The 13,453-nt window shown below is 70.1% G+C and carries 14 protein-coding genes, 3 tRNA genes and 1 pseudogene; 14 read left to right on the top strand and 4 right to left on the bottom strand.

Annotated elements, in window-relative coordinates; translation table 11 throughout:
* From JW613_RS27040 to JW613_RS27015, 6 genes and pseudogenes are all read left to right on the top strand, one after another.
* A pseudogene (locus JW613_RS27040) lies at positions 1-96 on the top strand (ATP-binding protein); the annotation flags it as partial.
* Between the two features lie 131 nt (positions 97-227).
* Entirely contained in the window at positions 228-1,013 is a 786-nt protein-coding gene (locus tag JW613_RS27035; RefSeq protein ID WP_209213501.1) for a fumarylacetoacetate hydrolase family protein, read from the top strand.
* Positions 1,003-2,508 (top strand): glutamate--tRNA ligase, encoded by a 1,506-nt coding sequence (gltX, locus tag JW613_RS27030; protein WP_209213500.1) that lies wholly within the window; start codon positions 1,003-1,005, stop codon positions 2,506-2,508. The genes JW613_RS27035 and gltX overlap by 11 nt, the downstream gene beginning before the upstream one ends.
* Before the next feature lie 163 nt (positions 2,509-2,671).
* Positions 2,672-2,743, top strand: a tRNA-Gln gene (locus tag JW613_RS27025).
* Positions 2,744-2,789: 46 nt separating this feature from the next.
* Positions 2,790-2,862, top strand: a tRNA-Glu gene (locus JW613_RS27020).
* A gap of 44 nt (positions 2,863-2,906) precedes the next feature.
* Positions 2,907-2,979: transfer RNA gene (locus tag JW613_RS27015), tRNA-Glu, on the top strand.
* An 84-nt stretch (positions 2,980-3,063) separates the two neighbouring features.
* Here the strand turns inward: JW613_RS27015 and JW613_RS27010 are convergent.
* The gene (locus JW613_RS27010; protein ID WP_209213499.1) at positions 3,064-3,708 is read right to left on the bottom strand and encodes a MerR family transcriptional regulator; all 645 of its coding nucleotides are present in this window, start codon (positions 3,706-3,708) and stop codon (positions 3,064-3,066) included.
* A gap of 140 nt (positions 3,709-3,848) precedes the next feature.
* On the opposite strand from JW613_RS27010, the gene JW613_RS27005 reads away from it, so the two are divergent.
* The gene (locus JW613_RS27005) at positions 3,849-4,334 is read left to right on the top strand and encodes a DUF4188 domain-containing protein (protein WP_209213498.1); all 486 of its coding nucleotides are present in this window, start codon (positions 3,849-3,851) and stop codon (positions 4,332-4,334) included.
* 149 nt (positions 4,335-4,483) lie between these two features.
* Here the strand turns inward: JW613_RS27005 and ndgR are convergent, their stop codons facing one another.
* On the bottom strand, positions 4,484-5,200 hold the full coding sequence (gene ndgR / locus JW613_RS27000; protein ID WP_099884559.1) for an IclR family transcriptional regulator NdgR: 717 nt from the start codon (positions 5,198-5,200) through the stop codon (positions 4,484-4,486).
* Between the two features lie 166 nt (positions 5,201-5,366).
* On the opposite strand from ndgR, the gene leuC reads away from it, so the two are divergent.
* The 4 genes from leuC to JW613_RS26980 all read left to right on the top strand — a co-directional run bounded on the left by leuC (position 5,367) and on the right by JW613_RS26980 (position 8,789).
* Complete coding sequence (gene leuC / locus JW613_RS26995; protein ID WP_209213497.1) at positions 5,367-6,791, top strand: 3-isopropylmalate dehydratase large subunit; 1,425 nt, start codon at positions 5,367-5,369, stop codon at positions 6,789-6,791.
* A 39-nt stretch (positions 6,792-6,830) separates the two neighbouring features.
* Positions 6,831-7,424 (top strand): 3-isopropylmalate dehydratase small subunit, encoded by a 594-nt coding sequence (gene leuD / locus JW613_RS26990; RefSeq protein ID WP_209213496.1) that lies wholly within the window; start codon positions 6,831-6,833, stop codon positions 7,422-7,424.
* 353 nt (positions 7,425-7,777) lie between these two features.
* Positions 7,778-8,032 (top strand): SCO5555 family protein, encoded by a 255-nt coding sequence (locus JW613_RS26985; protein WP_209213495.1) that lies wholly within the window; start codon positions 7,778-7,780, stop codon positions 8,030-8,032.
* Between the two features lie 124 nt (positions 8,033-8,156).
* The gene (locus JW613_RS26980) at positions 8,157-8,789 is read left to right on the top strand and encodes an HU family DNA-binding protein (protein ID WP_209213494.1); all 633 of its coding nucleotides are present in this window, start codon (positions 8,157-8,159) and stop codon (positions 8,787-8,789) included.
* A 290-nt stretch (positions 8,790-9,079) separates the two neighbouring features.
* On the opposite strand, the gene JW613_RS26975 is transcribed toward JW613_RS26980, so the two are convergent.
* A complete protein-coding gene (locus tag JW613_RS26975; RefSeq protein ID WP_185018229.1) occupies positions 9,080-9,283 on the bottom strand; it encodes a hypothetical protein in 204 nt (67 codons plus the stop codon).
* Between the two features lie 9 nt (positions 9,284-9,292).
* Complete coding sequence (gene cofC / locus JW613_RS26970; RefSeq protein ID WP_307866049.1) at positions 9,293-9,934, bottom strand: 2-phospho-L-lactate guanylyltransferase; 642 nt, start codon at positions 9,932-9,934, stop codon at positions 9,293-9,295.
* Positions 9,935-10,214: 280 nt separating this feature from the next.
* Here cofC and JW613_RS26965 point away from each other — a divergent pair, with 280 nt between their 5' ends.
* From JW613_RS26965 to JW613_RS26955, 3 genes are all read left to right on the top strand, one after another.
* Positions 10,215-11,069 carry a lysophospholipid acyltransferase family protein gene (locus JW613_RS26965; RefSeq protein ID WP_209213492.1) on the top strand — a complete coding sequence of 285 codons (855 nt, stop codon included), beginning with the start codon at positions 10,215-10,217 and terminating at the stop codon, positions 11,067-11,069.
* Complete coding sequence (locus JW613_RS26960) at positions 11,066-12,112, top strand: NAD(P)H-dependent glycerol-3-phosphate dehydrogenase (RefSeq protein WP_209213491.1); 1,047 nt, start codon at positions 11,066-11,068, stop codon at positions 12,110-12,112. The genes JW613_RS26965 and JW613_RS26960 overlap by 4 nt, the downstream gene beginning before the upstream one ends.
* A gap of 113 nt (positions 12,113-12,225) precedes the next feature.
* On the top strand, positions 12,226-13,362 hold the full coding sequence (locus tag JW613_RS26955) for a D-alanine--D-alanine ligase family protein (RefSeq protein WP_209213490.1): 1,137 nt from the start codon (positions 12,226-12,228) through the stop codon (positions 13,360-13,362).
* Positions 13,363-13,453 lie beyond the last annotated feature (91 nt).

Below are 13,453 nucleotides of genomic sequence, written 5' to 3'. Positions count from 1 at the left end.
GCACCTATCATCACCACGGACGCCCGGCACCGGGCCGACGCCAAGAGCGCGCTGATCACCCTGGTGGAACACGCCCTGATGGCACGTCTGCGCTGATTCCGGTACCTCGGGGCAGCTCATGACCGGAGGCCGGGGAGGGTCAGAGGCCGGACAACCCCGCCCCTGACCGCAGGGCGAGTGGAATACGCTGGGGTCTCAGCCATTGGAACCGGCACCGAAGGACCCCCGTGCGCATCGCAAGATTCTCCCTGGACGGAACCGTAGGTTTCGGCGTCGTCGAGGGCGAGCCCTCAACCCAGGAGGGCCCTGTCCTCGACATCATCAAGGGCCATCCCTTCGCCGAGTTCGAGCGCACGGGCCAAAAGCTCCCCCTGAGCAAGGTCCGTATCCTCCCGCCCACCCTCCCGAACAAGGTGGTGGCGATCGGCAGGAACTACGCCGAGCACGCCAAGGAGCTCGGCAACGAGGTGCCCGAGATCCCCGTCACCTTCCTCAAGCCGTCCACCTCGGTGATCGGCCCGAACGACCCGATCGGCTATCCGTCCTTCTCCGAGGAGCTGCACCACGAGGCGGAGCTGGCCGTGGTGATCGGCCGGCTGTGCAAGGACGTGCCGCGCGAGCGCGCCAAGGACGTCATCCTCGGCTACACCTGCGCCAACGACATCACCGCGCGTGACGTGCAGCGTACGGAGAAGCAGTGGGCCCGCGCCAAGGGCTTCGACGGCTCCTGCCCGCTGGGCCCCTGGACGGAGACCGAGCTGGACCCCTCGGACGTCGGCATCATGTGCACCGTCAACGGTGAACAGCGCCAGCTGGGCCGTACCAGCGAGATGATCCGGCCCATCGAGGACCTGATCGTCCACATCACCCAGGCCATGACGCTGCTGCCGGGTGATGTCATCCTCACCGGCACCCCCGCGGGCGTCGGCCCCCTCAACGTCGGCGACGAGGTCGCCGTCACCATCGAAGGAATCGGCACTCTCACCAATAAGGTGATCAAGCGTGACTACTGAGTTCTCCGGACGGGGAGGGACCGCGGGCACGGACGTCCGCGTACGTTTCTGTCCCTCCCCGACCGGTAACCCCCATGTGGGTCTGGTCCGTACCGCCCTGTTCAACTGGGCGTACGCCCGGCACACCGGCGGCACCCTGGTCTTCCGCATCGAGGACACCGACGCGGCGCGCGACTCGGAGGAGTCCTACGAGCAGCTGCTGGACGCGATGCGCTGGCTGGGCCTCGACTGGGACGAGGGGCCTGAGGTGGGCGGCCCGCACGGCCCCTACCGCCAGTCCCAGCGGACGGACATCTACGCGGACGTCGCACGCAAACTGCTGGACGGCGGCTACGCCTACCCCTGCTACTGCACCGCCGAAGAGCTGGAGCAGCGCCGCGAGCAGGCCCGCAAGGAGGGCCGTCCCTCCGGCTACGACGGCCGCTGCCGGGAGCTGACCGGCGAGCAGATCGCCGCCTACGAGGCCGAGGGCCGCAGCCACGTCGTCCGCTTCCGGATGCCGGACGAGCCGATCACCTTCACCGACCTGGTGCGCGGTGAGATCACCTTCCAGCCGGAGAACGTCACCGACTACGGCATCCTGCGCACCAACGGCGCACCGCTGTACACGCTGGTCAACCCGGTCGACGACGCGCTGATGGACATCACGCACGTGCTGCGCGGCGAGGATCTGCTCTCCTCCACCCCGCGTCAGATCGCGCTGTACAAGGCGCTGATGGAGCTGGGTGTCGCCCAGCGCGTCCCACAGTTCGGGCATCTGCCGTATGTGATGGGGGAGGGCAACAAGAAGCTCTCCAAGCGCGATCCGCAGTCCTCCCTCAACCTCTACCGCGAGCGCGGCTTCCTTCCCGAGGGCCTGCTCAACTACCTCTCGCTCCTCGGCTGGTCGATCGCCGAGGACCGGGACATCTTCTCGATGGACGAGATGGTCGCCGCCTTCGACATCCACGAGGTCAACTCCAACCCGGCGCGCTTCGACCTGAAGAAGTGCGAGGCCATCAACGCCACGCACCTGCGCGAGATGCCGCTGAAGGACTTCATCGCCGCCTGCGAGCCGTGGCTGAAGGCGCCGCACGCCCCCTGGGACGAGGCGAACTTCTCCCAGCAGGCCTTCGAGGAGCTGGCCCCGCTGGCCCAGACCCGGCTCACGGTCCTGGCGGACATCACCGACAACGTCGACTTCCTCTTCCTGGACGAGCCGGTTCAGGACGAGAAGTCCTGGCAGAAGGCGATGAAGGAGGGCTCGGACGCTCTGCTGCGCACGGCCCGCGCCAAGCTGGAGAGCGCCGACTGGAGCTCTCCCGAGGCGCTGAAGGACGCCGTCCTGGCCGCCGGCGAGGAGCACGGCCTCAAGCTGGGCAAGGCCCAGGCCCCGGTCCGGGTGGCCGTCACAGGCCGCACCGTCGGCCTGCCCCTCTTCGAGTCCCTCCAGGTGCTGGGCAAGGACCGCACCTTGGCCCGTATCGACGCGGCTTTGGCCAAGCTGGGTTCCTAGCCGCCGAGGTGGGGACGGTGCCCGGAGGGAGCCCGGGAACTCGTTTTGGAGCACCGTCCCCCATCAGGTAATGTTCTTCCTGTCGCCGAACGGGGCAGGCCGCAAAGGCCGGAGCCGGGAGGCGGTCACCCAGACAAGATCCCCGCAGGGGGTTGCGTTTCGGTGGGCTATGGTGTAATTGGCAGCACGACTGATTCTGGTTCAGTTAGTCTAGGTTCGAGTCCTGGTAGCCCAGCAAGATCCGCGTTGTGGGCAGCACTGTTCACGTTCTGCGAGATCGAGCCCCCGTTGTGTAGCGGCCTAGCACGCCGCCCTCTCAAGGCGGTAGCGCCGGTTCGAATCCGGTCGGGGGTACGGATTCCGTCCGGATCATCGATCCGGGTGGGATCACAGATAGGGCCCCCGTTGTGTAGCGGCCTAGCACGCCGCCCTCTCAAGGCGGTAGCGCCGGTTCGAATCCGGTCGGGGGTACTCGATCCACCGAAGCCCCGCACTCTTGGTGCGGGGCTTCGTCGTGTGCGGCTCGGCACCGCCGGGCTCTCTCCTGGGTACGCCTCAGCCGCGGAACCGCCGCGCGGACTCCTCCGCCTGTGCCAGCCGCCGCAGGCTCAGCAGGACCGGCTCGAAGAGCACGGTCAGGGCCACGCTCGCCTCCACCTGCTCGACTTCGCCGGGCAGGCTCTCCAGCAGGTCCAGATCCGCCTCGGAGACCTGAGCCGCGATGTGTGCGTACCGCCGCAGATGACCGGCCTCACAGGGGTATCCGAGCCGCACCAGCGTGGCGACGGCGCGCACCAGCGTCTCGTAGGCGGGGCTCCCGGGCCCGAACTGGTCCCAGCCGAGGTGCTCCAGCAGGCTGCCGACCTCCTGCCGTGCCGTCCGGGTGGCGGCGTCGTCCTCCTCCTCGGGGCCGGGGCCCGGTGCGGGCCCCGGGAGTGCCCAGGTGGCGATGCCCAACCGGGAGTGCTGGTCGAGACCGGGGTCGTCCACGGCGGCCAGCACCTCGCGGGCCGTGGCCACCGGCATCCGGCCCACTTGGATGAGCGCGCGCACCAGTCGCAGCCTGTGCAGGTGTTCCTCGCCGTAGCCGGCCTGGGTCGCGCTGATCCGTTCGCCGGGAGGCAGCAGCCCCTCGCGCAGATAGAACTTGATCGTGGCGGTGGGGACACCGCTGCGTGCGCTCAGCTCGGCCAGCCGCATTCCGGGCTCCTCCCTCGGTGCTTGCTCCCTCCGGCTCCTGTGCCGTTCTTCCGCTGGCCCTTCTCGCCGGATAGTGGCACTATCCAACCATGGATAGCGCGACTATCCGACACGGTTGGCGGAACGGCCGAGGGGGTTCCATGGGCAGCAAGGTGATCGAGGGGCGCAGGACGGCGGACGCGGACGGGGAGGTGGTCGTCTTCCTCATCGGTATGCGGATCAACCGGCTGCGGGCGGTGCGCAGTTGGCTGCCCGCGCTGATGGCGATGCCCCGGATGCTGCGTGAGCTGGGGGCCGACGACTCCAGCGGTCTGATCTCGGCCCGCTACGCGGTGAGTGGTCCCCGGGAGTTCGCGGTGGTGCAGTACTGGCGCTCCACCCAGCAGCTCTTCGACTACGCGGCGGCCCAGGACAAGGCGCACCGTCCCGCCTGGGCGGCGTTCAACCGCCGGATCAGGAAGAGCCGGGGCAGCGTGGGCGTCTGGCACGAGACGTACCGCGTCCCGGCAGGCCGCTATGAGTCGGTCTACGTCGACATGCCCGCGTACGGACTCGCGTCCGCGTACGGCTCCGCCCCGGTCGCCACCCGGGGCGACCGGGCGCGTGAGCGGATGGGAAAGGCGTGACGCGGACGGTGTTGCGCGGCGGCGGCGACGATGTGACGCGGTGAAGGCGGGCGGAAGCACCGCGTACGCGCCACCTGTGGGTCCGAGCGGGCAGCTCGCGGGTGCCGGGGCGGCGGTCACCGCTCACAGGTGGCGCGTACACGCACTCCTCAGCCCGGGCGCCGCAGCGACTCGCTGAGGCGGGCGGCAGCGTCCACGATGGCCTGGGCGTGCATCCGCCCCGGGTGCCGGGTCAGACGCTCGATGGGGCCGGAGACGGACACGGCGGCCACCACACGGTTGGAAGGGCCGCGTACGGGCGCTGAGACGGACGCGACGCCCGGTTCGCGCTCGCCGATCGACTGGGCCCAGCCGCGGCGCCGTACGCCCGACAGCGCGGTGGCGGTGAAGCGGGCGCCCTGCAGGCCGCGGTGCAGCCGCTCGGGCTCCTCCCAGGCCATCAGGATCTGTGCGGCGGAGCCCGCCTTCATCGGCAGGGTGGAGCCGACCGGCACGGTGTCGCGCAGGCCGGAGAGGCGTTCGGCGGCGGCCACGCAGATGCGCATGTCGCCCTGGCGCCGGTAGAGCTGGGCGCTCTCGCCGGTCACATCGCGTAGGTGGGTGAGTACCGGGCCTGCCGCCGCGAGCAGCCGGTCCTCGCCCGCCGCCGCTGCCAGCTCGCCCAGTCGCGGGCCGAGGATGAAGCGGCCCTGCATGTCGCGGGCCACCATGCGGTGGTGCTCGAGAGCCACCGCGAGCCGGTGCGCCGTGGGGCGCGCGAGACCGGTCGCGGAGACCAGCCCGGCGAGCGTGGCCGGACCGGACTCCAGAGCGCTCAGTACCAGAGCTGCCTTGTCGAGAACGCCGACGCCGCTAGAGTTGTCCATGCGTCGATACTCACGTCTCAGAGTGTGAAACGCAAGTTCAATTTTCCCGGTGACCCGCCAACCTTGAGGGACGGCCACCGCTTATTGGGGGTCCCCCCGACCGAAGGCCGGGGGAGGAACAGGTCTCGATATGTGGTCGGCGGCGCTGCCGGCCGGAGGGAATGCGATGGGACGCACACTCGCGGAGAAGGTCTGGGACGACCATGTCGTCAGGCGTGTGGAAGGCGAGCCGGACCTTCTCTTCATCGATCTGCACCTGCTCCACGAGGTGACCAGCCCGCAGGCGTTCGACGGACTCCGCAAGGCGGGCCGGTCCGTTCGGCGCACGGATCTGACCATCGCGACCGAGGACCACAACACCCCCACCCTCGACATCGACAAGCCGATCGCCGACCCGGTCTCCCGCACCCAGTTGGAGACCCTGCGCAAGAACTGCGCGGATTTCGGGGTGCGCCTGCACCCGCTGGGCGATGTCGAACAGGGCGTCGTACACGTCGTCGGGCCGCAGCTGGGGCTGACCCAGCCCGGTATGACGGTGGTCTGCGGTGACAGCCACACCTCCACCCATGGCGCGTTCGGCGCGCTGGCCTTCGGTATCGGTACCTCCCAGGTGGAGCATGTGCTCGCCACCCAGACGCTGCCGATGGCGCCGTTCAAGACGATGGCGGTCACCGTGAACGGTGAGCTGCCCGAGGACGTCACCGCCAAGGATCTGATTCTCGCCATCATCACCAAGATCGGCACCGGTGGCGGCCAGGGCTATGTGATCGAGTACCGCGGCGAGGCCATCGAGAAGCTGTCGATGGAAGCCCGCATGACGATCTGCAATATGTCCATCGAGGCGGGCGCCCGGGCCGGGATGATCGCCCCGGACGAGACCACCTTCGCCTATGTCGAGGGCCGCGAGCACGCCCCCAAGGGCGCGGACTGGGACGAGGCCGTCGCCTACTGGAAGACGCTGCGCACCGACGAGGACGCCGTCTTCGACCACGAGGTCGTCATCGAGGCGGCCGAGCTGGCGCCGTTCGTCACCTGGGGCACCAACCCGGGCCAGGGTGCTCCGCTGTCCCACGCGGTGCCCGACCCGGCCTCCTTCGAGGACGCCAGCGCGCGGTACGCGGCCGAGAAGGCCCTGGACTACATGGGGCTGAGTGCCGGTCAGCCGCTGCGTGAGGTGAACGTCGACACCGTCTTCGTCGGCTCGTGCACCAACGGCCGTATCGAGGACCTGCGTTCGGCCGCCGCGGTGCTGGACGGCCGCAAGGTGGCCGACAGCGTGCGGATGCTGGTCGTACCCGGTTCCGTACGGGTCGCGCTGCAGGCCGTGGAGGAGGGGCTGGACAAGGTGTTCACCGCGGCGGGCGCCGAATGGCGGCACGCCGGCTGCTCGATGTGCCTGGGGATGAACCCCGACCAGCTCCAGCCGGGTGAGCGCGCCGCCTCCACCTCCAACCGCAACTTCGAGGGCCGGCAGGGCAAGGGCGGCCGCACCCATCTGGTCTCGCCGCAGGTGGCGGCCGCGACGGCGGTACTGGGCCACCTGGCCTCGCCCGCCGATCTCGCGGACGTCCGCGAGCCGGCTGTGGCCTGACGGGACGACGGACCCAGGAAGCTGAAGGGATACGAAGACATGGAAGCCTTCACCACACACACCGGCCGGGCCGTCCCGCTGCGCCGCAGCAACGTCGACACCGACCAGATCATCCCCGCCCACTGGCTCAAGAAGGTCACCCGCGACGGCTTCGAGGACGGACTGTTCGAGGCGTGGCGCAAGGACCCGGAGTTCGTGCTCAACCAGGCGGCGCACCAGGGTGCGACGGTGCTGGTCGCAGGACCGGACTTCGGCACCGGCTCCTCGCGTGAACACGCCGTCTGGGCGCTCCAGAACTACGGCTTCAAGGCCGTCATCTCCTCGCGGTTCGCCGACATCTTCCGGGGCAACTCGCTCAAGAACGGCCTGCTCACGGTGGTGCTGCCGCAGGAGACGGTGGAAGCGCTCTGGCAGCTGGCGGAGACCGATCCGGCCACCGAGATCACCGTGGACCTGGTGCGGCGCAAGGTTGTGGCGCCCGGTGTCGAGGCGGACTTCGAACTGGATGAGAACGCCCGTTGGCGGCTGCTGGAGGGGCTGGACGACATCAGCCTCACCCTGAAGAACGAGGACGCCATCGCGGAATTCGAGAAGACCCGGGCCTCCTTCAAACCGCGCACGCTGGCCGCGTGAGGGCCTGAGCAGCAGCGTCGCACCTCAGCTCGGAGCCGTCCGGCGACACTCCCGAGCACGCCACCGCGCCCCCGCCGCACCCGGCGAGGGCGCGGTGCTTTTGGTGTGTCGCAGCGGTGCTGTTGTTGCGGCACGTGTGCGCACACGCGTGCGCTGACGAATGACGTGAATTAGTCTTGACGTCGGCTCCTGTCGCACCAAGGCATAGTGCTCTTCGCGACTCGCCCGCACGACTCGCCGGGAGGTGTCAACAAAGGCTCTGCCCAGCGGAGTTGGTGCCCACACCTGGCACGTCCCCGCCCTACGCTGACCCGCTGGAAGCGACAACTCACCCCAGATGGCACAATCACCGCATGGAACGCGACGGTCAACTGGAGCTCTACGACCGACTCGCCGCCCGACTCAAGGAAGCGCACTCCCGGGTGCGCTCCCCGCAAATTCCGCAGAGCGCACGGGTGCCGCTGGCCCGGAAGCTGCTCGTCATCACCGCGGCTTCCAAACACGATCTCGCCGACGCCGAACGGCGTCTGGAGCGCCTGATGGCCGACGTCGACGAGGGGCGATTCAGTGCGGGGCGAGGGGACGTGTGCGCGGACGGAACTCCGTGACGGGCGAGTTCGTTGCGGCACAAGGGTGATTCGCCCGTTTCGTGTTTGATTTGCGGTATATATCTGCCTAACGTGCGAAAAAGCTGAACACATTCGTTCCGGCAATGTCTCCGAAGGGGAAGACGTGAACAAGGCGCAGCTCGTTGAAGCTATCCAAGATGACCTCGGTGGACGCCAGCAGGCCGCGGATGCGGTCGATGTAGTCCTGGACGCGATCGTTCGTGCGGTCGTCGCCGGTGAGCGTGTTTCGGTCACCGGCTTCGGCTCTTTCGAGAAGGTCGACCGACCGGCCCGTTACGCCCGCAACCCGCAGACCGGTGAGCGGGTCCGCGTGAAGAAGACCTCCGTGCCGCGCTTCCGCGCCGGTGCGGGCTTCAAGGACCTGGTGAGCGGGGCGAAGAAGCTCCCCAAGAACGATGTCGCGGTCAAGAAGGCCCCCAAGGGCAGCCTCTCCGGTGGCACCGCCACCAAGAAGGCCACGGCCAAGAAGGCGGGTGCCAAGAAGACGACGGCCAAGAAGACCACAGCCAAGAAGGCGGCTCCGGCGAAGAAGACCACCGCGAAGAAGGCACCGGCGAAGAAGGCTCCGGCGAAGACCACCACCGCCAAGAAGAGCACTGCCAAGAAGGCACCGGCCAAGACCACCACCACCGCCAAGAAGGCGCCGGCGCGCAAGAGCACCGCCAAGAAGGCCCCCGCGCGCAAGACGGCGGCCCGCAAGACCACCGCGAAGAAGACCACGTCGCGGCGGCGGTGAGTCCGCGTATCGCGGCACGTCCGCATGCGACCCCCACCCCGCACCCCGCACCCGGGGTCGGCGGGTGAAACGATCCCTCCCCTGGTGGCGGCGCGCCGTCACCCGTGGGCGGGGCACCTTCCGGCCGCGCGCCGGGAGCGGACCGAACGCGGCCGCAGGCCGCGACGCCAGCGCCGGGCCGGGCTCCCTCGGGGGAGCCCGGCCCGCGGCGTGTCCGCACAGGGCCCTTGCCGTACGCAGGTGGCCGGGCGGCGGCCCCGGCCCCGGCCGTCAGCGCCGAGCGCGGCCCCTCACAGCGTCTGCAGCGTCACCAGGGTGATGCGGCGGGCTTCGCCCTGACCCTCCACCTCGATACGGACCCGCTGGCCGGGCCGCAGCAGGCGGAGCCCGCCCGCGTCGAAGGCGGAGGGCTCGAAGGAAAGCGGGGTGCCGTCGTCCAGCAGAACGCTGCCGGACCGGGACGCCGGGTCGTAGGTGTACGCCGTGGCCTGCATACCGGCAGCCTAACGGCCCGGCCCCGGGAGGGACCCGGCGAGAAGTGCCGAGGTGAAACCGCCGACACCCAGCGCGAGGGCCGCGCGCAGATCCTCGGTTGTATCCACGTCCTGCCGCACGCTGGACACCTCGGCCACCGGGAGTTCCACCGCCCCGGACGCCCGGTGCCGGGCCCGGGAGGGGCCGCCGAAAGCGGGGGAGAGCGTCGCCCGCGGGAGGGCCGTCAGCACAGTTGTACCGATTTCCGCGGCGTCGGGAAGAAAAGCGCGGGAAAAACCGGAAGCCGTATTCAGTACCCGTTCCAATTCCGCCGGCCGCAGGGCCGGCAGATCGGCGTTGAGGGCGGCGACCGCCGTACCGGGCTCCACGGCACGCGCCGCAGCCGCCCCGTGCGCCAGCGCTGCGTTGAGCCCGTCGCCCGGCAGATCGGGCACCGGGCGGGCCCCCAGTGCGCGCAGTTCGCCCGCGGCCAGCGCATCGTCCGTGACAACCACCACACCGCGCACCACCCGGCACTCCAGCGCCGCGCGCACCGTGTCCTGTGCGAACGCCAGCGCGAGCTCGGGCAGCGGAGCGTACGCGGCGGCGCCCGCCAGTCGGCTCTTGGCCCGCGAGAGAGGCTTCAGCGGCACCACGAGAGTCCACGTCACGGGCGTCACATGTGGCTGCATCGGCCCCATTCTCGCCTGCTGCCCGAGCGGGGCGACGGGGGCGGGGTTACCGTGTGCCCCACAGTCGGGCACGGACAGTGTGCTCGACAGTGAGGCAGTCCGCGGCGACACTTGTGCGGTTGTCGATTCGCCCTCAGAGGAAGGGCCCCACAAGGAGCCCCCTAAGGAGATGGTGTCCGGGTGTCCCGCCAGACCGTATCCGCCCCGGGAGCAACCCCAGGACCCTCGGCCGGAAAAGCCGAGCCGAAGGGGGCGCGCAATGCCGGGGAGTGACGGTAAACGCAGGAAGATCGGCTTCTGGTACCGCTTTGCGGCGTTCCTGCTGAAACCCCCGCTGATCCTGCTCTTCAAGCGGGACTGGCGCGGAATGGAGCACATTCCGCAGGACGGCGGCTTCATCACCGTCGTCAACCACAACTCGTATCTCGACCCGCTCTCCTACGCCCACTTCCAGTACAACACCGGCCGCGTCCCGCGGTTCCTGGCGAAGGTGGGGCTGTTCAAGGGCGGCTTCGTGGGCGCCGCGATGCGCGGCACCGGGCAGATTCCGGTCTACCGCGAGTCCGCCGACGCGGTGGGCGCCTTCCGGGCCGCCGTCGAGGCCATCGAGAAGGGCGAGTGTGTCGCCTTCTACCCCGAGGGCACCCTCACCCGCGACCCGCAGATGTGGCCGATGGCCGGCAAGACCGGAGCCGCCCGGGTCGCCCTGCTGACCAGGGCGCCGGTCATCCCCGTCGCGCAGTGGGGGGCCAACCTCGCGATGCCGCCGTACGCCAAGGAGAAGAAGCTGCGACTCTTCCCGCGCAAGACGTTCATCGTGCAGGCGGGGCCGCCGTTGGACCTGTCGGCGTACTACGACCGGGAGCCCACCGCCGAGGTGCTCCGCGAGGTCACCGACGTCATGATGGACGCCGTCACCGAACAGCTCGCGGTCGTCCGTGGCGAGCCCGCGCCCGCCGAGCGGTACGACATGCGCAAGGCGGCGGTCCGCAGACGCGAGCAGCGGGCCGCCCGGGAGAACCCGGCGCGGCGGCGCGGGGTGGACGAACAGCACGAGCCGGCCGGTCAGACACCGGCCGCGGCCGAAGCGGCAGAGGGAGAGAAGAACGCGTGAGCCGGCACGACGGGCGGCAGGACGATCGGCAGGAAGAACGCCGGAGGAAGGCCGCCGTGTTCGGCACCGGCTCCTGGGGCACCGCCTTCGCGATGGTGCTCGCCGAGGCCGGGGTGGAGGTGACCTTGTGGGGCCGCCGGGCCGAGGTCGTCGAGGCGATCAACACCACGCGGCGCAACCCGGGATACCACCCCGACACCGAACTCCCCGCCCGGGTGCGGGCCACCACCGACCCCGCCGACGCGGCCCGCGACGCGGAGTTCACGGTGCTGTCCGTCCCCTCCCAGACGCTGCGCGGCAACCTGGAGTCCTGGCGCGGGCTGCTGCACCCCGGCACGGTGCTCGTCTCCCTGATGAAGGGGATCGAACTCGGCACCGCCAAGCGGATGAGCGAGGTCATCGAGGAGGTCGCCGACGTCCCCGCCGAGCGGGTCGCCGTCCTCACCGGGCCCAACCTCGCCCGCGAGATCGCCGCCCGGCAGCCTGCGGCGGCCGTCGCCGCCTGCGCGGACGAGGAGGCGGCCCGAGCGCTGCAGAGCGCCTGCCACACCCCGTACTTCCGGCCCTACACCAGCACCGACGTGGTCGGCTGCGAACTGGGCGGCGCCGTCAAGAACGTCATCGCGCTCGCCGTGGGCATCGCCGACGGCATGGGGCTGGGCGACAACTCCAAGGCGTCGCTGATCACCCGGGGGCTGGCCGAGACCACCCGGCTCGGTCTCGCCATGGGGGCCGAGGCCCACACCTTCGCCGGTCTCGCCGGGATGGGCGACCTGGTGGCCACCTGCTCCTCGCCGCTGTCCCGGAACCACACCTTCGGCACCAACCTCGGCCGGGGCATGACCCTCCAGGAGACGATCGCGGTCACCGAGCAGACCGCGGAGGGCGTCAAATCCTGCCAGTCCGTGCTGGATCTGGCCCGGCGGCACGGAGTGGAGATGCCGATCACCGAGACCGTCGTGGAGATCGTCCACCAGGGCAAGCCGCCCCATGTGGCGCTCAAGGAGCTGATGTCCCGCAGCGCCAAGCCCGAACGGGCCTGAGGCCGCCACCCGGCGGCCCGGGGCCCGGCCCCGGACGGACCCGTGCGGCGCCCGCGCGCCACGGGGCGTCCCGCATCGGCAGCGCGGCTACGACGCGGTAAAGTCCCACCGATATGAGCAGCCAGAGCCCCGCCCCCAAGCCCCGAGTCGCCGTCGTCTTCGGCGGACGCAACTCAGAGCACCAGATCTCCGTCCTCACGGCCGGCGCGGTGCTCGGCGCCATCGACCGCGACAAGTACGAGGTGCTGCCCATCGGCATCACCGCGGAAGGCCGCTGGGCGCTGGCTGCCGACGACCCGGCCCGGATGGCCATCGAGGACCGCACACTCCCCACCGTCGAGCAGCTGTCCGAGTCGGACACCGGCGGTGTGCAGCTGCCCGTCTCGCCCGGCGACCGGGAGGTCGTGCACACCGAGCCGGGCCAGGTGCCCAAGGCGCTGGGCGAGATCGATGTCGTCTTCCCCGTGCTGCACGGCCCCTACGGCGAGGACGGCACCCTGCAGGGGATGCTGGAGCTGGCAGGGGTGCCCTACGTCGGCTCGGGCGTGCTCTCCTCGGCAGTCGGCATGGACAAGGAGTACATGAAGCGGATCTTCACCTCCTTCGGACTGCCGGTCGGCCCCTACGTCACCGTCCGGCCCCGGGAGTGGGAGAACGACCCGGCGGCGGCCCGTAAGAAGATCGTCGACTTCGCCTCCGAGCACGGCTGGCCGGTCTTCATCAAGCCCGCACGCGCCGGCTCCTCCATGGGCATCACCAAGGTCGGCGACCTGGGCGGGCTGGACGAGGCCGTGGAGACCGCCCGGCGCCACGACCCGAAGATCATCGTGGAGTCGCTGCTGCGCGGGCGCGAGATCGAGTGCGGCGTCCTGGAGTTCGAGGACGGACCGCGCGCCAGCGTGCCCGCCGAGATCCCCCCGGTCAGCGACCACGACTTCTACGACTTCGAGGCCAAGTACATCGACTCGGCCTCCGGCATCGTCCCGGCTCCGCTGACCGAGGCCGAGACGGCACGGGTGCGGCAGCTGGCCGTACAGGCCTTCGAGGCCGCCTCCTGCGAGGGGCTGGTGCGGGCCGACTTCTTCCTGTGCGAGAACGGCGAGTTCGTCATCAACGAGATCAACACGATGCCGGGCTTCACCCCCATCTCGATGTACCCCCGCATGTGGCAGGAGACCGGCGTCAGCTACCCGGAGCTGGTCGACCGCCTCATCCAGTCGGCCCTGCGCCGCTCCACGGGCCTGCGGTAGCAGCGGGCCGGAGGCTGCCGCCGGGCCCGGACGCCGTCGTACCGGGCCTGAGCCGTCGTACCGGGCCTGAGCCGTCGTACGGGTCCGGACC

This window comes from Streptomyces smyrnaeus (genome assembly GCF_017676345.1).
GTDB classification, from domain to species: domain Bacteria; phylum Actinomycetota; class Actinomycetes; order Streptomycetales; family Streptomycetaceae; genus Streptomyces; species Streptomyces smyrnaeus.
Note: the sequence above shows the minus strand (reverse complement) of the source record. Positions and strands in the feature narration are given on the sequence as shown.

What these genes read in the sequence shown, in the direction of transcription:
- JW613_RS27010 (WP_209213499.1), bottom strand. Translation starts at nt 3,708, where the DNA reads ATGCGGCTGGCCGAGCTGAGCGCACGCAGCGGTGTCCCCACCGCCACG.
- leuD (WP_209213496.1), top strand. Translation starts at nt 6,831, where the DNA reads ATGGAAGCCTTCACCACACACACCGGCCGGGCCGTCCCGCTGCGCCGC.
- JW613_RS26965 (WP_209213492.1), top strand. Translation starts at nt 10,215, where the DNA reads ATGCCGGGGAGTGACGGTAAACGCAGGAAGATCGGCTTCTGGTACCGC.
- leuC (WP_209213497.1), top strand. Translation starts at nt 5,367, where the DNA reads ATGGGACGCACACTCGCGGAGAAGGTCTGGGACGACCATGTCGTCAGG.
- JW613_RS27005 (WP_209213498.1), top strand. Translation starts at nt 3,849, where the DNA reads ATGGGCAGCAAGGTGATCGAGGGGCGCAGGACGGCGGACGCGGACGGG.
- JW613_RS26985 (WP_209213495.1), top strand. Translation starts at nt 7,778, where the DNA reads ATGGAACGCGACGGTCAACTGGAGCTCTACGACCGACTCGCCGCCCGA.
- ndgR (WP_099884559.1), bottom strand. Translation starts at nt 5,200, where the DNA reads ATGGACAACTCTAGCGGCGTCGGCGTTCTCGACAAGGCAGCTCTGGTA.
- JW613_RS26975 (WP_185018229.1), bottom strand. Translation starts at nt 9,283, where the DNA reads ATGCAGGCCACGGCGTACACCTACGACCCGGCGTCCCGGTCCGGCAGC.
- JW613_RS26955 (WP_209213490.1), top strand. Translation starts at nt 12,226, where the DNA reads ATGAGCAGCCAGAGCCCCGCCCCCAAGCCCCGAGTCGCCGTCGTCTTC.